The organism is Piscicoccus intestinalis NBRC 104926 (assembly GCF_001515525.1).
GTDB classification, from domain to species: Bacteria; Actinomycetota; Actinomycetes; order Actinomycetales; family Dermatophilaceae; genus Kineosphaera; species Kineosphaera intestinalis.
The window spans coordinates 1-17,775 of record NZ_BCNQ01000013.1 but is presented as its reverse complement, the minus strand read 5'-3'; the positions used below and the strand labels follow the sequence as shown (position 1 = coordinate 17,775).

Below are 17,775 nucleotides of genomic sequence, written 5' to 3'. Positions count from 1 at the left end.
CTCACGGGCGAAGACTGCGGATGCGCTGGTAGCGCAGGGTGGCGGCCAGGCCCGTGGCGGCCTGTCGCAGCGCGGCGGCCTTCCAGCCCGGGCACTGCGGCAGCACCTCCTCGATGACCTCGTCGGTGATCGCGCTCTCCCCGTCGCCGACGAGCCGGCGCAGCACGTCGGCGGGCAGCGCGTAGTAGTAGTCCTCCTGGGTCTGCTCCAGCGCGTACGTGTCCGTCGTCGGGGTGCGGTCGATGATCTGCTGTGGCACGCCCAATTCGCGGGCGAACTCGTAGACCTGCGGCTTGGACAGGTCTCCGATCGCGCAGATGTCGGCCGCGTCGTCGCCGTACTTGACGACGAATCCGGTGTCGAGTTCGTCGCCGTTGCTCGCGCCGACCACCGCGTACCCGAGCGCCTCGGCCTCCGCGTAGGCGAACAGCATGCGGGTGCGCTGCTTGCGGTTCTGGTAGGCGATCAGGGCCCGCAGGTCCTCGACCGAGAGCCGCACGGTCTTCTCCGGCCTGCCGTGGCGCGGGCCGATCGCGACCTCGTACACCAGGGCCCCGAGGCGGCGCGCGATCGTGCTCGCGGCGTTCACCGAGTACGCGTGCGTGCTCGGGTCGTAACCCGGTTCGTACTTGCGGATGAGTTCGTTGATCTGCGCGATCGGCTGCTGGGCCTCGATCGTCGCCGCGATCGAGCGCTCGATGAGCCGCACGCCCGCGTTCTGCGCGGCCGCCTCGACGAAGGCCTTCGTCTCGGGCCCGGTTGAGTCATCCGGTAGATACAAGGCGACGACGTTGTCCGGCCCCAGGGCCTTGGCGCACAGGTGCAGGACGACCGAGGAGTCGATCCCTCCCGACAGCTGCACGAGCGCACCCCGGCGCCCCAGCCGGTGTACCTGCTCGGTGATCCAGGTGCAGCGTTCCTGCACGGTGCTCATTTGCCACTCTCCTTCAGCGTGAGTCGGTCGACGTATCTCAGGTCGAACAAGGCGGCCAGTCCGCCGAATTCGGTGTGCAGCGCGCGCCGCACGGGCGCGGTGCTGCTCGGAGCCGGTCCGTTCGGCACGATCTCCACGACCGGCACGAGGTCGCCGCCGCGGCGTGCCGGGCGCGTGCCGACGTTGACGAGCAGCGGCTTGGTCACCTCTTGCACGATCGCCGTCACACGATGCAGATCGACCTTGGTGCCGGCCACGTTGAGCACATGGTCGGCACGGCCGTCGTGCCGCAGCAGCCCGGCGTGCGGGCCGGAGTGCAGGCGGGTCGCCCGGTCGCCGGTGCGCACGGCCTCGTTCCGCCCGGCGAACGGCTCCATCGCCTCGTACGGGGCGCGCATCGCGGCCGTCATCGCGTGGTCGCTGCGCGCGAGCAGCACCCCGTCGTCGGCGACGTCGAGGTCGACCCCGGGGATCGGGCTCCCGATGAGGCCCTCGGTGAAGTCGGCGGGGTCGCCGTGCCAGGTGGCCAGCCGCGGCCCCATCTCGGCCTGGCCGTACATGTTCGTCAGGCGCATCCGCGGGAAGCGGCGGGCGAGGGCCTGTGCCGAAGCGCCCGAGAGCCGGCCGCCCGCGATGAGCAACCGCTCGAGGCGGTCCGGGGCCAGGTCGCTGGCCAGCAGCAGCGGCGTGTGCTGGGGGAGGGCGTACACGGCCAACGGGCGCTCGTCGTCGTCGGCGGCAGCCTGCAGCGCCGGCAGCCCCCACTCGGCGTCGGCGAAGGTCACCGGCACCTCGGCGAGCAGGTGGCTGACCACGATGCTCAACCCGTAGGCGAACCGCATGGGCGGCAGCGCGACGTAGTTCTCAGCCGCGCTCAACCCGAGCGTGGCGATCACCGCGTCCGCGTGCGAGATCACCTGCGGCCGTTCGTAGATCACGCATTTCGGGGAGCCGGTGGAGCCGGAGGTGTGGAACGCGAACAGCGGCGTCGATCCCGCCGACGACTCGGGGTGTTCGACGGATTCGATTGTCTGCGTGAGCTCCTCGGACTCAAGGTCGGTGACGAGCAGCCGACCGGTTGCGGCCGCGGCGGCCCCGCTGATCGTGGCGACGACCCGGTCGATCCCGTCGTAGTCGGCCTTGGGGCGCACGAGGATCGAGTCGCCCCGCGTCAACGCCGAGGCGAATTCGTCGACCTTCCGGCGGATCGTCGGGTCGGCGTGCCGCACGAGCCCGGTTGTCGACGCGGTCACCGGCCCGCCTCCCTCGAGACCGGGGAGACCTGCCCCTGATGCCGCACGTGATCGACGCCGGCCACCCGGGTGAGGGTGATGACCGGGGCTCCCGGTTCTGCCGTCGAAGGCGCCGGCGCGGTGGCGGGTTCGGTTGGGATGACTGGCGCCTCGGCGTCGATCCGCCGGCGCAACTGCTCCAGCGTCTCCCGTTGGGCCGCCTGCGCGAACAGGCTGTGGTCGATGGCCGGGTCGACGACGACCTCGAACTGCTGCCCGCCGCGCGTCGCCCGCCGCATCGAGCGGCCGCCGCCCTTGCCGAGGAAGATGCGGTGGTCGTGGCAGCCGTACAGCAGCGTGATGCCGACCCGCCGCGGCACCGTGCGCAGCAGCGGCTCGGTGAGGTCGAGCGGCACGTCGGGGCGCAGGGCCGAACGCAGCCGGGGCAGGCGGATGGCCAGCTCGGTGCTCACCAGCTCCCGCAGGGCCGAGAGCCCACCGCGCAGCACCGTGCCGGCTCCGCGGCGCGAGGCGCCGGGAATGTCGCCCTCCGCGTCGTCCGGGGTGTCGGTGCCTTCAGGGGAGCGGCCTTCGGGGGAGCGGTCGGCGGGCGCGCTCCGGTCGGCGGCTTCCTGGCCGTGGTAGTGGGCGTAGAACGCCTCGGTGTACACCGCCGAATCCGGGCTCCAGTGCACGACGTTGACGCCGAAGACCGCACGCAGCGCGGCGTCGTGGTCGGCGGCGGCGCGCAGCAGAGCCCAGGCGCCGGCGCACACCCCGACTCCGATGACCGGCAGGCCGCGGCCCGACAGCCACGACGTCGCCGACGCCACGTCGAGCACCGCGGAGTCGGTGTAGGGCCGCGGCTCGGGGGCGTGGTCGGGATCCGCGTCGTCGCCGAGCCCGCCGCGATCGGCCCGCAGCGACAACACGCCCTCGGGAGCCAGCTCGCGGGCCGCGCGCGACCAGGCGCCGCCGGGGCCGGCCTTGATCTCGGCGCCCATCGCGGTGAACAACACCGCCGCCCGAGGCGCGACGTCGGCGCTGCGGGTGACGATGCCCGGCAGCCGCTTCGGGCCGATCTCGCACATCGCCTCGGTGACGGTCGCCGGACGTCCCTCGGCGTCGGGAACGCTCATCGTGGCGACGAGCTGAGGGGTCCAGGCGGGCAGGTCGACGGGCTCGCCGGCCGGGAGGCGCTCGACGATCTCGTCGAGCGCGGCGTGCGGTACGTGCGCGAAGTAGGGGGCGCCGAGCACCAGCCGCATGGCGGCGCGCCGGTCGGACTCGGTACGCAGCTCCTCGTGCGGGCCCAGGCTCGCGGCGCTCGGGGCCCGCAGCCGACGCAGACCGCTGACCTGCGCGGGGGTGAGGGTCATTCCGTCGAGTTCGACGACCGACTCCAGTGTCGGCACGGGCACCGACGTCTGGCGGATGAGCTTGTGGTGGCGCAGGAACGAGCCGCCGGAGATCGGCTCCCAGTAGAGCCGGCGCCCCGGTCCGTGGTCCGGGAGCAGGGCCGCCACGGCCGCTCCCAACCGCAGGCCGACGACGTGGACGGGGGCGTCGGGGCCGACGAGCCCGCGGGCGTGCCCGATGACGGCGGTGAGGTCCTCGAGCCACAGCCGGGCGAGGTCGCCGTCCTCGGGCAGCGTGCTGGAGTCGGCGTCGCCGGACCAGGCGAAGGTGTACGCGACGAAGCCGGCGCGGCGGGCCCGGGCGGCGAGCGCGCGCGTGGTGCGGAAGGAGACGACCGCCTCGCGATCGAAGGAGGGGGCGACGATCACCGCGCCCCGGGCCACCCGGTCGTCCGGCTCGTCGACGCGGGCGCAGAGCCAGCGGTCCGCGGAGCGGATCCAGCTCAACCGCCGGTGACGCACCCATTCGGGCATGGATTCGGGTGCGTCCGGTGTGGGACTCGACTCAATCCCCGACGAGAGCGGCGTCGGGTCGACGGCGCGCATGAACAATGAACCCCCCGCTGACGACTGTGCTGTCACGGCAGGAGTCGGGTCGTCATCTCGCTGGCCCCCCGCCGCTCGGCCACCTTCCAGACGGACCCCTGGTAGCCGACGGTGGAAGGTTAGCACCGTGGCGGATTGCCTGCGTTCACTTATCACTGTGTGATTACTCGGCAGTTTATCTGTGAGATTTTCCGGACCATTTGCGGCGCAACGTAATCCGAGCGCGACCCGCGGTCCGCCCGGCCTGCGGATGTGGGTTCCCGACGTGGGTCGACACGTGTCGACACGTGTCGGGGAGGTGGCCGGCGCGGGCGCGTTGGCGGGCGTGGCGGTGGCTGGGCGGCTCGCGTGGCGGCGGGCCGGTCGCCCGGCCGCGCAGGGGCTGTCGGTGCCGGGTTCTACCCTGGACGAGCACAGATCACGTCGTCGGAAGTCGCTGCCCCCATGTCTTTGTCCCGGCTGCTGCCGGTCCTGCGTTCGGACCGCGCCGTCGACCGTCTCCTCACCCTGGCGGGCGAGGCCGGAGCCCATCCGTTCGTCGACGCCACGGTCGCCGAGGGCGCGCGTCCCGCCCTCATCGCCTCCCTCGTCGGACCGCTCGGCGCGGGCTCCCCGACGGGCGTGGCGGACTCGGAGGCCGGCCCGCGCCCGGTGGTGCTCGCGGTGACGGCGACGAACCGCGCCGCCGAAGACCTCACCCAGGCCCTCGGCGCCTTCCTGCCCGAGCACGCGGTCGCCGAGTTCCCCAGCTGGGAGACCCTGCCGCACGAGCGGCTCTCGCCCCGCAGCGACACCGTGGGCCGCCGCCTGGCCACGCTGCGGCGGCTCGCGCATCCCGGTTCGGACGGCACCGCCGAAGGGCCGCTGTCGGTCGTCGTCGCGCCGGTCCGCTCGGTGCTGCAGCCGATCGCGCGGGGTCTGGGCGATCTGGCGCCCGTGCACCTGCAGGTCGGCCAGGAGTACCCCCTCGAGCAGGTCGTCGAGGCCCTCGTCGGCGCCGCCTACACCCGCACCGACCTCGTCGAGCGACGCGGGGAGTTCGCCGTGCGCGGGGGCGTGCTCGACATCTTCCCGCCCACCCACGACCTGCCGCTGCGCGTCGAGTTCTTCGGTGACGAGGTGGAGGAGATCCGCCCGTTCAAGATCGCCGATCAGCGCAGCCTGACGGTGGCGGAGGCGGGTCGCGAGCTGCCGACCTCGCTGTGGGCCCCGCCGTGCCGAGAGATCCTGCTCACCGACGCCGTGCGCGCCCGCGCCCGCGAGCTCGCCGACCGGCTGCCCGGCGTCGCCGACATGCTCGGCAAGATCGCGGAGGGCATCGCCGTCGAGGGCATGGAGTCGCTCGGCCCCGCGCTCGTCGACGGCATGGAGTCGCTGCTCGACGTGTTGCCCGCCGGGTCGGTGGCGCTGCTCGTCGACCCCGAGCGGGTGCGCACCCGCGCCCACGACCTCGTCGCCACGAGCGAGGAGTTTCTCGAGGCCAGCTGGTCGAACGCCGCCGCGGGCAACGCGATCCCCGTCGACCTGCGCGGCACCCTCGGCCAGGGCAGCTACCAGACCCTCGGCGAGGTGCGCGCGCACGCCGCCGCGACCGGCGTTCCGTGGTGGTCGTTCAGCGCGTTCGCGCACGGGCCGCAAGAGCCCGGGGAGGCGGACGGCTCGGCTGGTGGCACCGTCTCCCACGAGGGCGACGACGCGAACACGTTGTATCTGCGAATTGACACAACCCCCGTCACGCCGTACCGCGGCAACACCGAGCAGGCGCTGGCCGACGTGCAGGGCTGGGTCGGCGGCGGGCGGATCGTCACGTTCGTCACCGCCGGAGTCGGGCTCGGCCAGCGGGTCGGGGAGGTGCTCGCCGAGCGCGGCATCCCGTACCGGCTCAGCGCCGACCCCGACCCCGAGCCCGGCATGGTGCACATCACCAACGCGGTCGCCGGGCACGGGTTCATCGCGCAGGCGGCCGGGCTCGTCGTCATCACCGAGGCCGACCTCATCGAGGGCAGCGGCGCGGCGGCCGGGTCGACGCGCGACATGCGCCGCATGCCGAGCCGACGCCGCAACCAGGTCGACCCGCTGTCGCTGCACCCCGGCGACCACGTCGTGCACGAGCAGCACGGCGTCGGCAAGTTCGTGGAGATGATGCAGCGCACCGTGCAGGGCGCGACCCGCGAGTACCTCGTGCTCGAGTACGCGCCGAGCAAGCGCGGACAGCCCGGCGACCGGCTCTTCGTGCCGACCGATCAGCTCGACCAGGTCACCCGCTACGTCGGCGGCGAGTCGCCCGCGCTCAACAAGCTCGGCGGCTCCGACTGGGCGCAGACCAAGTCCCGCGCCCGGCGGGCCGTCAAGCAGATCGCCGGTGAGCTCATCCGGCTCTACAGCGCGCGCATGGCCACGAGCGGCCACGCGTTCGGGCCCGACACCCCCTGGCAACGTGAGCTCGAAGACGCCTTCGCCTACGTCGAGACCCCCGATCAGCTCTCGAGCATCGAGGAGGTCAAGGCCGACATGGAGAAGGAAGTGCCGATGGACCGCCTCATCTGCGGCGACGTCGGCTACGGCAAGACCGAGATCGCGGTGCGGGCCGCGTTCAAGGCGATCCAGGACGGCACCCAGGTGGCGGTGCTCGTGCCGACGACGCTGCTCGTGCAGCAGCACTTCCAGACGTTCTCCGAGCGGTACGCGCAGTTCCCGGTCGTCGTCAAGGCGCTCTCGCGGTTCCAGAGCGACACGGAGGCGCAGGCGGTCATCGACGGCCTGGCCGACGGCAGCGTCGACATCGTCATCGGCACCCACCGGCTGCTGCAGCCCAGCGTGCGGTTCAAGAACCTCGGGCTCGTCGTCGTCGACGAGGAGCAGCGCTTCGGCGTCGAGCACAAGGAGCAGCTCAAGGCGATGCGCACGAACGTCGACGTGCTCGCGATGTCGGCGACCCCGATCCCGCGCACGCTGGAGATGGCGGTCACCGGCATCCGGGAGATGTCGACGCTGGCCACGCCGCCGGAGGAGCGGCACCCGGTGCTGACGTTCGTCGGGGCCTACGACGAGAAGCAGATCACCGCGGCGATCCGGCGCGAGCTGCTGCGCGAGGGGCAGGTGTTCTTCGTGCACAACAAGGTGAACTCGATCGAGAAGACGGCCGCGCGCATCCGCGAGCTCGTGCCGGAGGCCCGGGTGGCCACCGCCCACGGCAAGATGAGCGAGGGCCGCCTCGAGCAGGTCGTGTTCGACTTCTGGGAGAAGCGCTTCGACGTGCTCGTGTGCACGACGATCGTCGAGACCGGCCTGGACATCTCCAACGCCAACACGCTGATCCTCGACCGCGCCGACACCTTCGGCCTCTCGCAGCTGCACCAGCTGCGCGGCCGGGTGGGCCGTGGCCGCGAGCGGGCGTACGCCTACTTCCTGTACCCGCCGGACAAGCCGCTGACCGAGACCGCGCACGACCGGCTCGCCACGATCGCCAGCCACACCGACCTCGGCGCCGGCATGCAGGTGGCGATGAAGGACCTCGAGATCCGCGGTGCCGGCAACCTGCTCGGCGGCGAGCAGTCCGGGCACATCGCCGGGGTCGGCTTCGACCTGTACGTGCGGCTCGTCGGGGAGGCGGTCGCCGACTTCCGCGGCGAGGGCGACAAGGCGCCGGTCGAGGTGAAGATCGAGCTGCCCGTCGACGCGCACATCCCGCACGACTACGTGCCGGGGGAGCGGCTGCGGCTCGAGGCGTACAAGAAGCTCGCCGCGGTGCAGGACGAGGCCGGCCTGGCCGACATCGATGCCGAGCTCGTCGACCGGTACGGCCCGATGCCGGAGCCCGTGCAGGTGCTCATGGAGGTCGCGCGGCTGCGCACGATCGCCCGGGCCGCCGGGGTGGCCGACATCGGCGTGCAGGGCAACCGGATCCGGTTCGCGCCGGTGGAGCTGCGCGACTCCCAGCGGCTGCGCCTCGAACGGCTCTACCGGGGCACGATCATCAAGCCCGCGATCCGCCAGATCCTCGTGCCCGCGCCGAAGACCGCCCCCGTCGGCGGCCGGCCGCTGCGCGACCGCGAGATCCTCGAATGGGCCGGCGGCCTCCTGCGCGAGGTCATGCTCACCGACCTGGCGAAGGCGGGATGAGGCGGTCTGCGGTTCTTGCCGGCCGGGTTCGCGCGGTGTCGAGCCAGTACAGCCGGGTCGGAGACGAGGATGGCATACATACTCCGCCGGCAGGGGCTCGCCGCGTGTTCTCGCGGTGCTGTGACCTGCGGTGATGCCAGCCGCGCCGCGGGCGATCCCCGAGTGCGTATGCCACTTTCGTCTCGGCCGTTCCCGCAGGGGCGTCGGCGAGGTGCGAAGCGGCCGTCGCGTCTCAGGCGTCGGAGACGGGGTGGCGGCGGGCGCTGAACACCGGCCGCTGCAGGGGGCCGACCAGGTGGTGGCGGTGCCCGAACGCGACGAGCACCCAACCCAGGCACCACAGCCCGACGGCGACGCCGTCGACCTCGGCGAGCCGGGCCGGCACGGCGAGCATGAGCGCGACCAGCCCCGCCAGGGTCGTGGGCCGGATGTGCAGACGGTGGTCGCCGCGGCGGGCGCTGGTGCGGGCCATGACGGCGACGACCAGACCCGTGAGCGCGCCCATCGTCAGCAGGTGGGAGGCGGCGGCCGGACCCAACGGCAGCCCCGGCCCCCACCGGGTGGCCAGTCGCGCTGTGCCCCAGCCCAGCAGGCCGATCGGGATCCACAGGTAGACGCACAGGGTCGCGGCGGCCATGCCGTCGTGGCGGGCGTACCGCCATGGCCACCGGGCGACGTGCGCTGCGACGAGCAGTCCCGCGAGCAAGGTGAGCGGCGCCGACTCCGGTCGTCCCGCGGTGAGCACCGCGAGACCGAGCACCGTCAGGAACGGCAGCCGCGACCAGCGGTGCTGCTTGACGACCGGCAGCCCCACGCGCTCGGCGGCGGCGTTGAGGAAGGCCGGGACCATGCGCCCGCCGACCCCGGCGAGCAGCAGGGCGAAGGCGCCGACGACGACCTGCGGCAGGAGCGGGTTCGGGGAGCCGGTCATCACCCCGGAGCCGAACCACCCCGAGACGCCGCCGGCCAGGGCGCAGAAGGCCAGCACCGAATGCGGAAAGACGGCCGCCCGCAGCGACTTCCGCGCCGAACGCAGCTCCCGCAGCACGACGGCCGCGATCCACCAGAGCGGCGCCGCGAACGCGAGGGCGAACAGCCACCGCGGCAGCGCGTGGGGCGGCAGCAGCGCGGCCCCGCGGGCGGTGACGTACAGGGCGGCGAGCATCGCGACGGGCCAACCGCGCACCGGGGCTCGCCCGGTCCAGCTGTTGCAGGCGGTCGGTACATAGGCCGCGAGCGCACCGCCTCCGACCGCGAAGACCATCTCGTGGGCGTGCCACCCCGGCGGGGTACGCAGCGGCAGCCACCACCACAGCGGCACCACGACCGCCGCCCACAGGCACAGCAGCACGAAGAGCACGCGGCTCGAGGCCACCCACGGCCCGGAGCCCGGCCAGCTCGCCGGGTACGCCGTGACGCCGGTGCCGCCGGTGCCGCCGGTGCCGCCGGTGCCGCCGGTGCCGCCAATGCCGCGCGAGGCACCGGCGTCGCCCGAGCCCTCCGCGGTGCCCACCGTCTGCTCCTCTCGCGCGCCGTTCGATCGACGCCGCCGATGCTAGTCACCGCCGGGTGCCCGGGGTCAGGCCGCGGTGATCCGGTGGTCGGGCGTGGCTGTCCGGGGGCGGGTGCGCAGGCTCACAGCTGTGGCCGAGGACCCTGTCCGCCGTGAGCGCGCCGACGCGCGAGCCGGGCCAGGAACGCTGCGGGGCCGCCACGGAACCTGACGCAGTCGCACTGGGAGCAGTCGCTGCCGCGGCGGAAATGCCGGTGGGCGTGCTGCGGATGCCCACAGCGGCACATCTGCGTCGACATGTGAACCTCCTGGTTTCCTCGGCGGCATCCGCTGCCGGAGACGTCGGACCTGTCGCGAGTTAGCGGGGAGTGTACGGCGGTGAACGCACAGACATGCCGTGCCCGTCGAAAGGCACTGCCGCCCAGGCGTGCTCAGAGCCTCCCTGACGGTCGGACGAGGGGCCGCGGCGGAGGGCCGTCGGGCGCCGGGAAGAATCTGCGTCGTGTCGGACAACGAACAGGCTGCTGGTCGAGGCGCGCCCCCATCCCCGCGAGGCCCGGCACGAGTGAGCACGGCCGCGGGGGTGGGCGCAGCCGTCGTGTTGGCCGCCCTGGCCGCGCTCCCGTACGTGGATCTGGCCGGTCCGGTGCCGCTCCTGCAGGCGCTGGCGCCCATCGGCGGTGTGGTGCTCGTGGCCGCCGCGTTCGCCCTGGCAACGGCCCTGGCCGTCGCTGCCGTGGCGATCCGCAGCGCCCGCCGCCGAGCCGGGATCGCCCGGCTCGGCGCCGCGGCGCTCGCCTGTCTCGTCGCGGGCGGGGCAATGCTCTGGCCCGTGCTGCCGCCGGTCGTCGAGTCCGGCGGCAGCACCGGCTCGCCGCCCGGCGACGCGACGAGCCTGTCGGTGCTGAGCCTGAACACCGAGTACGGCCAGGCCGATCCGACGACGATCGTCGAGCAGGTGCGGCACCGCCGAGTCGATCTACTCGTGCTCTTGGAGGAGACCCCGCAGCACTGGGCCGCGCTCCAGGAGGCGGGCCTGAGCGAGTTGCTCCCGCACGTCACGGGCAGCGTGGGCAGTGACGCGGGCGGCTCGATCATCGCCTCGGCTCACCCGCTGACGTGTCCCGACTCCCCGGGCGGCCGCTGTGACGTGACCACCCGGGGTGAGCGACGCGGCAGCGGCACCGCCTTCGACCAGCCGGTCGCCCAACTGGCTGACGGCACCCTGGTGCGGGCCGCGCACCCGTGGCCGCCGCGACCCGACCCGGCGCGTTGGCGCCGTGAACAGCACGAGATGGGGCTCTGGCTCCAGGGCCACGCGCACCGGCCGCTGGTCGTGGCCGGGGACTTCAACGCGGGGCCGGTGCACCCCGTGTTCCGCGCGGTCACGGCCGGATTCGACCGATCGCCGCGACACGGCCTGCCGTGGGTGCGCACCTGGCCCATGAGCGTCCCCGGCCTCGGCGATGTGCCGCCGTTCGTGCAGATCGACCACATCGTGGCGGGCGGCCGGGTCTGCGTCGAGGACTCGGTCGTGCGGGTCCCCGGCACCGATCACGCCGCGGTGTGGGCGCGGCTGGACCCGCTCCCGTGACGCGAGGCGCCCCCGTCAGGCGAGACGCGGGTGACGGGGGCGGAGCCTGGGTGCGCGCCACCGCGAACGGGCCGCGGCGGCCGCTCAGCGGGCGGAGCTGTGCTCGCGGGCCGGGCGGACACGACGCACGGTGCCGCGCAGGCGACGGCGACGCTCGGCCTCGTCGGCGTGCCGCGGGCTCGACTCGAACGCCGGGGCGGGAGCGGCCGGCAGCTCTTCGCGGGCCTGCGAGGCACGCGCCTTTTCGTTGGCCTTCTCGACGACGATCGTGCGCAGCACGCGCAGCCCGTCGCTGACGGCGTTGAGGTTGCTGACGCCGTGAGCGCGCTGGCGCTCGACGCTGGGCACCTCGGTGACCTTGAGGTCGGCGGCGGCGACGCGGCAGGTCAGCAGGGTCTCGATCTCGAAGCCGTCGCCCCAGACCGGCTCGTTGGTCGCGGTCGTCGCGGCGGGCAGGTGCAGCGCCGGCAAGATGTCGGCCCAGAAGGCGTTGTAGCCGTAGCACAGATCGGTGTACTTGCTGCGGATGAGCATGTTCGACAGCACGTTGAGGCCCCGGTTGCCCAGGCCTCGGATGATTGTGATGTCCTCGCTGCCACCGCCGGGGGCGTTGCGGCTGCCCTTCGCAAAGTCGGCGCCGTTCTTCAGCGCCTCGACGAACGCCGCGATCTCGGCCGGGTCGGCGGAGTAGTCGGCGTCGAACATGACGATGATGTCGCCGGTCGCGGCCTCGAAGCCCGTGACCAAGGCGTTGCCCTTGCCCTTGCGAGCCTGCGTGACGATCGTGGCCTCGGGCGCCAGCCGCCGGGCCGTCTGCACCGTGTCGTCGGTGCTGTTGCCGTCCACGACGACGATCTCGTGCACCGGGGGCAGCTCCGGGATGACGAGTTCCAGGTTGCGAGCCTCGTTGAGCACGGGGATGACGATCGTCACCCGGGGGTTGATGGTGTTGCGTGTGTGCGACATGTGGAGGGGGATTTCTCTCTGTGGCGGCCAGGGGGTTCTCGGGCCGACCCGCGCGGTGCGCTCCGGTGGGAGCGGGGCGGGAGGGCTCTCGCGCCTTTGCGTGTTCCGGTTGCCGAAGACGCGTGCGGCGGCTCGCCGCTGCGCCGACCTCGACGACCGAGGCTCCGATTAAGGACGACGATGAGACAATATCCGGCCTGGTTTGCTTGTGACCAGCCGGCCCCGTGCATGGTGCGCGGATCAGAGCCTTGCGCGGGCCGGTGTTGCTCGCGAATTCACGTAAATGCCAGGTAAATTGGCAGGTCATAGCGACGGTTCGGCAGCGCTGCCGATGGCAACCCCCGAACGGACATGCCGAAAAACCGCGCTCACCATGTGGACGTTCGATCGCATGGCGTGAATCACGAATACCCCTGTGCGGCAAAGCGGCCCACCGTCGGAGTCGGTGTGCCGACCACGTGGGTCAGTGCGCTCGCTCAGCGCGCCTGGAGGCGAGCCATGGGGCGTCGAGCCGCCTCGGACCAGCCGCCCTCGGGGCGGGCACCGTTGACGAGCCCGCGGGCGTAACCCACGCACGTCACACCGAGCCCCAGCGCGACGCTCAGACCCCGCCGCGGGTCGCCACTGATCAGTCCGCGCGCGAACTCGACCGGGAGCACCTTGGTGGCGTAAGCCGATTCGCTCGATAGGGCCGCCGATGAACGGGTGATGCCCGACAGCGCGGCCTTCGTCAGGCCCTCGCCGTAGCACCGGGAGACGAAGTAGCGCAGCGTGGCCCGCTCGGGCGTCACGTGATGGCGTACCCGCGCCGCCGGCTCATAGACGACGCGGGAGCCGGGCCGGGCGGCGGCCGCCCGGATGTACATCTCGGTCTCCTCGCCGCCGAGCGGGGTCTTGCCGACGCGGCCCATCGACGGGTTGAAGCCGCCGACCTCGAGGGCGACGTCGCGGCGCAGGCTCATGTTGGCGCCGATGACGTTGCGCACCGTGGTGCGCCGCGTCGGCAGCCCGACGTAGCTGCAGCCGACGACCCAGTCGAACGAGCGCGGCCACCAGGTCGGGGCCGTGCCGCCGGGCCAGTCGGGCTCGATGTAGCCGCCGGCGCCGAGCACGTCACGCAGTGCCGGGTCGGTGTAGCAGTCTGCGAGCCGCGCCGACCAGTCCGGCTCCGCGAAGGCATCGTCGTCGAGAAAGGCCACGACGTCACAGTCGGTGGCCCGCAGCCCGGTGTTGCGCCCGTCGGACAGGCCCTGCCGGCCCTCGTTGGCCAGAACCGTCACCCCCGTCTGGCCCTCCGGCCAGCGTTCCCGGCAGCGCGCGAGCAATTCGTCGTTGTGGTCGACGACGACGACGATCCGCTGCAGCGCCCGCTGCTGGGTGCGCAGCGACTCCACCGCGGCGACCGTGTCGTCCCAGCGCTGCATCGTGTAGCAGCACACCACCGCCGCCATCGAGGGTCCGGTCGAGGTCGACATGGTCGGGGGGCTCCCTTCGGTCGGTGCGCTTTTCGCTGTCCGGCGCGCGACGTCGGCGCGGGTGCGAGGCAGCGACGCGAGCACCCTAACAGCGCGCGGAGCGTTCGGCCTGGTCACGTACAGTGGGGCCGCCACGGAGCCGAAACGCACTGCGCTCCACCCCGACCCCTGCCCGCCGGAGCTGACCCATGACGCCTGCCGAGCCCGACTCCCGCGTGCCCGCGTGGCGTCGCCGGCCGCGACTGCTGCTGGCGGTGGCCGTGAGTCTGCTCGTCGTGGTGCTCGTCGTGGCGGGCGTCCTGTGGACGGGGCTGCGCCGGTCCGAACCGCCGCCGGTGGGGCCGGGGCACCGTCTCGTGTTCGAGGACGATTTCGACGGTGACCGGCTCGACTCGACCAAGTGGACGGACCGCCGCGGCGTCGCCCCGCACACCTACGGCTCCCCGTTCAATCCGCAGCTGGAGGACACCCTCTTCGAACCCGAACAGGTCGGCGTCGAGGACGGGGCGTTGCGGCTGTCCGCGACCCCGCGCCGGGTGCAGGACGAACTCGGTGGTGCGACCTACGGATTCGTCTCCGGTGTCGTGCACACCGGCGCGCACTTCGCGTACACGTACGGGTACGCCGAGGCCCGAATCCTCGTGCCCGACGACGCCGGCTACTGGCCCGCGTTCTGGATGCTGCCGACGCCCGTGGACGACCAGTGGCCCCCGGAGATCGACATCGCGGAGTTCTCCGCCGCGCTCGGCTCGACGACGAGGCCGACGTTCAATGTGCACTGGCGTGATGCCTACAGCGAACAGCGCCAGCTGGGCCCGACGCCGTACGGCGACCCGAACACCAGCTACGCCGGTTCCTGGCACACGTACGGGCTTTCCTGGGAACCGGGTCGCCTGCAGGTCTACCTCGACGGCCAGCCGGGGCCGGTGTTCGCGGGGCAGGACGTGCCGGACCAGCCGATGTACCTCGTGCTGGGCATGGGCGTGGCTCGCGACGCGAACCCGGCGCCGGCCGCGATGACGGTCGACTACGTGCGGGTGTGGTCGGACACGACCTCCGGCTGACCGAGGCGGCCTCAGGCGCGGCGCAGCTCCGCGTCGATGCGGCCGGTGATCTCGTCGGCGTCGTCGGCGAACTTGCGGGCGAACAGCGCGGGTGAGTCGGTGCGCCGCGCGGCCTGGGCGATCCGGTCGAAATCCGCGGGGCCGAGCCACGGTGGGTTCTTCTTGGGGATGACCCCCCAGTCGATGAAGAAGGCGGGTGCCGCGCCCGCGGTCTCGTCGTCCCAGTCGGGTGAGACGGCGGGGCTGGTGAGCACCGTCGGAACCAGCACCTCGTCCGGTGCCCAGGCGCGGCGGAAGAACCGTTCGATCTCGGGGCGCGCGTCGAGCACCGCCAGCAGGCGCTCGGCGTGGCCCCGCGCGAGAATCTTCGACGGCGACCCACCGGCCGGCCGCAGGCCGGCGGGGATGCGACGCGGAATCGGCAGCAGCAGCCGGTGCCGGCGCCACGGCCAGTTGCGGAAGTAGAAGCGGTCGTACCCGGCCAGCGGCGGCCAGCGCCGCTGCGGGAGACGGAAGAACTCGACGAACGAGCGCCCCGCGCGGGCGGCCAGCGCCGCCTCGATGTCACGCGTGCTCGCCAGCGGATAGTCGGCGCCGGACAGCAGCGCGATGTGCGCCGCGTCGGTGTGCTCGAGCGCGGCGCGGTATCCCTGGAGCTCGGCCGCGAGCACGCCGTAGGTGGCCCAGCCGCAGCGTTGCCTGGGCAGCAGCCGCACCCGCTGCGGCAGATCCGCGGTCATCTGCTCGAACAGCGCCGCGGGGGTGTTGGCGTCGACGTGCAGGAAGACCGGCATCGGATCGATCGCGTCGATGAGCCGACGCAGCTGGCGCGGCTTGTCGTGCGCGATGACGACGGCCGCCGGGGTGGGCGTGGGTGCGTCGGTCATGTCTGCCTCAGTTCGCTTCCCGTCGGTGGTCATTCGGTCTCGAGCGGGAGGTCGGCAGAGCGCTGCCAAGCGCGCTGGCCGGCCGGGTTGGCGTAGACGACGGTGCCGTCGGCGGCCGTCGTTGCGGGCACCCAGCCACGCGCCCGCAGGAGCGCCGCGAGCTCGTCGAGGCCGCCCGGGGGCAGCGCGCCGTACTGCTCGGCGTAGACGCGCATCGGGCCGGCGATGACGACGTACACCGGCTCGTCCGCCATCTGTTGCGAGGCGCCCCGGGTGAGTCGGTCGACGGGGGTGGCACTGATGCCGTCGGGCGTGACGAGCTCGTTCTGCAGCGACCACACGGCCAGCCCGAGCGCGTCTCGCCGCGCCTGCGGCACGTAGTACCAGGTGACCTGGCGGGGAAAACCGACGGTGGGGGTGGCGATGAGCCCGTTCTCGCCCGCCGCGCGCTCCAGCCGCACCGCGAGGTCGACGTCGGCGCGCGGGAACAACCCGGCGAACCAGCCGCCGAGCGATCCCTGCAGTGAGGCGAGCGTCAGCGCTCCCACCGCGATCGCCGCGAGTGACGTCCGAGCGATCCCGGCCCGCAGCAGACCGGTCAGCGGGCCCGCGAGCACGAGCGCGCAGCCCAGCAGCGAGTACAGGTAGACGCGGTAGATCGCCTCACCCCCGTAGCCGGTGAGCAGCAGCAGCATCGGCGAGAACGCGATGATCGGCGCCACCAGCCCGGCCCGATCGCGGCGCAGCCGCGCGCCTGCCACGAGAGCGGTCGCCACCCACAGGACGATCGCCAGGACGGTGACCGTGCGGCTCGTCACGGCCTGCCCGGCGCTGACGGGGGAGGTGATGTTGCCCGCGGAATTGGACAGCAGGTTCAACGAGATCCCGGTGCTGTGCGCGAGCAGCGCCGGCAGGTTCACCGCCACCATGACGCCCCAGATCGCCAGGAACGGCAGCAGGACCCAGGCCGGTCGCACCACCCGCAGGACGATCAACGCCACCAGCACCGCCAGCAGCCAGACCGGCGTCAACTGGTGCGCCCACGTGCTGCCGGTGAACGCGATTCCCGCGACCCACAGACTCCCGACGCGGTAGCGGTCCACGCGGGAGGCGAGCCAGCCGGCGATGACGACGGCGCCGAGGAGGAACCCGAACGACTGGGGCGCGAGGTAGTCTTGCCCGACCCAGTCGGTCACCTCCACGAGCGCGGCGGCGAGAAGTGCGGGGCGCCGATCCGCACCGGCGGCCCGTGCCAGCGCGTACACGACGACGACGAGCACGAGGTGGTGACCGATGATGTAGGCCGACGCGAGATCGAAGCGGCTGAGCCCGCTGACCTGCGTGACCCAGGCCGCGAAGGCCAGGGAGCCGGGCCAGTTGGAGTAGACGTCGACGTCGCGGGCCAGCGTGCCGCTGTGGGTGAACCAGTCCATGACGCCCAGATGCCGGTACGTCCACTGGTAGAGCGGGGCGTCCGTGGCCCACAGGGTGTAGCCGCGGCGGGCGAGCACCAGCGCGACGAGGGCGACCCAGCCGACCAGACCCCCGCCGGCACCCCCACCGGCTCGAACTGCCGCCAGCACCCCGAGCAGGGCGAGCACCACCGCGACGACGAGCAACGGCGCCTGGGGCGCGAGACCGAAGGTGCTGTACGCCGCCGCGCGGGCCGAGGGCAGGGCGGCGATCCACGCGGCGGTGGCGGCCGCCGCCAGCACCAGCGGGAGGGCGATCCCCCAGATGGGGCCGCCCCGTCGTTCGTCGGGAGCCGGGCCGACCCGCGCGTCGTCACCGCCGCGCAGCGTCAGGACGGCGCCGCCGACGGCGCCGAGGACCGTCAGGGTCCACTGGGTGGCCGCCGGGGCGAGCGAGGCTGCGGCCAGCTGGGCAGACAGCGCCAGGGAGACCAGCGAGACCCCGATCGCGGGCACCGCGACGACGGCGACGGGCCGAGGCACCGGCGGCAGCACGGCCAGGACGAGGGCGCCGGGGGCGAGCGCGACCAGCGCGAGGACGGCCACCGCGGC

General features: G+C 73.0%; 11 protein-coding genes. 3 read left to right on the top strand and 8 right to left on the bottom strand.

From position 1 onward, the window contains the following. Window position 1 precedes the first annotated feature (1 nt). From nadE to PINTE_RS23100, 3 genes are read right to left on the bottom strand one after another with little or no spacing between them, the layout of a single operon-like run. Window positions 2–934 (bottom strand): NAD(+) synthase, encoded by a 933-nt coding sequence (nadE, locus tag PINTE_RS03895; RefSeq protein ID WP_068426582.1) that lies wholly within the window; start codon window positions 932–934, stop codon window positions 2–4. After that, entirely contained in the window at window positions 931–2,187 is a 1,257-nt protein-coding gene (locus PINTE_RS03890; protein WP_068426579.1) for an AMP-binding protein, read from the bottom strand. Before PINTE_RS03890 ends, nadE begins: the two co-directional genes overlap by 4 nt. Continuing rightward, window positions 2,184–4,058, bottom strand: coding sequence for a hypothetical protein (locus tag PINTE_RS23100; RefSeq protein ID WP_068426572.1), 1,875 nt, complete (start codon window positions 4,056–4,058; stop codon window positions 2,184–2,186). Before PINTE_RS23100 ends, PINTE_RS03890 begins: the two co-directional genes overlap by 4 nt. A gap of 516 nt (window positions 4,059–4,574) precedes the next feature. Between PINTE_RS23100 and mfd the strand changes: the two genes are divergently transcribed. Then, window positions 4,575–8,252, top strand: a complete 3,678-nt coding sequence (gene mfd / locus PINTE_RS03880) for a transcription-repair coupling factor (RefSeq protein WP_068426569.1) — start codon at window positions 4,575–4,577, stop codon at window positions 8,250–8,252. Between the two features lie 232 nt (window positions 8,253–8,484). Here the strand turns inward: mfd and PINTE_RS03875 are convergent, their stop codons facing one another. Beyond that, a complete protein-coding gene (locus tag PINTE_RS03875) occupies window positions 8,485–9,765 on the bottom strand; it encodes an NnrS family protein (protein ID WP_068426562.1) in 1,281 nt (426 codons plus the stop codon). A 565-nt stretch (window positions 9,766–10,330) separates the two neighbouring features. Here PINTE_RS03875 and PINTE_RS03870 point away from each other — a divergent pair. Then, window positions 10,331–11,359, top strand: a complete 1,029-nt coding sequence (locus PINTE_RS03870) for an endonuclease/exonuclease/phosphatase family protein (protein ID WP_157087064.1) — start codon at window positions 10,331–10,333, stop codon at window positions 11,357–11,359. Between the two features lie 84 nt (window positions 11,360–11,443). Here PINTE_RS03870 and PINTE_RS03865 read toward each other — a convergent pair whose 3' ends face one another. After that, complete coding sequence (locus PINTE_RS03865) at window positions 11,444–12,325, bottom strand: glycosyltransferase family 2 protein (protein ID WP_084343194.1); 882 nt, start codon at window positions 12,323–12,325, stop codon at window positions 11,444–11,446. A 476-nt stretch (window positions 12,326–12,801) separates the two neighbouring features. Further along, window positions 12,802–13,800, bottom strand: a complete 999-nt coding sequence (locus PINTE_RS03860) for a glycosyltransferase family 2 protein (protein WP_068426552.1) — start codon at window positions 13,798–13,800, stop codon at window positions 12,802–12,804. Between the two features lie 188 nt (window positions 13,801–13,988). Between PINTE_RS03860 and PINTE_RS03855 the strand changes: the two genes are divergently transcribed. Continuing rightward, window positions 13,989–14,864 carry a glycoside hydrolase family 16 protein gene (locus PINTE_RS03855; protein WP_068426547.1) on the top strand — a complete coding sequence of 292 codons (876 nt, stop codon included), beginning with the start codon at window positions 13,989–13,991 and terminating at the stop codon, window positions 14,862–14,864. An 11-nt stretch (window positions 14,865–14,875) separates the two neighbouring features. Here the strand turns inward: PINTE_RS03855 and PINTE_RS03850 are convergent, their stop codons facing one another. Together PINTE_RS03850 and PINTE_RS23095 are read right to left on the bottom strand one after the other, a co-directional pair. Then, a complete protein-coding gene (locus tag PINTE_RS03850; RefSeq protein WP_068426543.1) occupies window positions 14,876–15,751 on the bottom strand; it encodes a beta-1,6-N-acetylglucosaminyltransferase in 876 nt (291 codons plus the stop codon). A 29-nt stretch (window positions 15,752–15,780) separates the two neighbouring features. Continuing rightward, the coding region (locus PINTE_RS23095) for a hypothetical protein (protein ID WP_068426541.1) at window positions 15,781–17,775 on the bottom strand (1,995 nt) is incomplete at its 5' end.

Coding starts and splice junctions, on each gene's coding strand:
- PINTE_RS23100 (WP_068426572.1), bottom strand. CDS start 4,058: ATGCCCGAATGGGTGCGTCACCGGCGGTTGAGCTGGATCCGCTCCGCG.
- PINTE_RS03855 (WP_068426547.1), top strand. CDS start 13,989: ATGACGCCTGCCGAGCCCGACTCCCGCGTGCCCGCGTGGCGTCGCCGG.
- PINTE_RS03865 (WP_084343194.1), bottom strand. CDS start 12,325: ATGTCGCACACACGCAACACCATCAACCCCCGGGTGACGATCGTCATC.
- PINTE_RS03860 (WP_068426552.1), bottom strand. CDS start 13,800: ATGTCGACCTCGACCGGACCCTCGATGGCGGCGGTGGTGTGCTGCTAC.
- mfd (WP_068426569.1), top strand. CDS start 4,575: ATGTCTTTGTCCCGGCTGCTGCCGGTCCTGCGTTCGGACCGCGCCGTC.
- PINTE_RS03850 (WP_068426543.1), bottom strand. CDS start 15,751: ATGACCGACGCACCCACGCCCACCCCGGCGGCCGTCGTCATCGCGCAC.
- nadE (WP_068426582.1), bottom strand. CDS start 934: ATGAGCACCGTGCAGGAACGCTGCACCTGGATCACCGAGCAGGTACAC.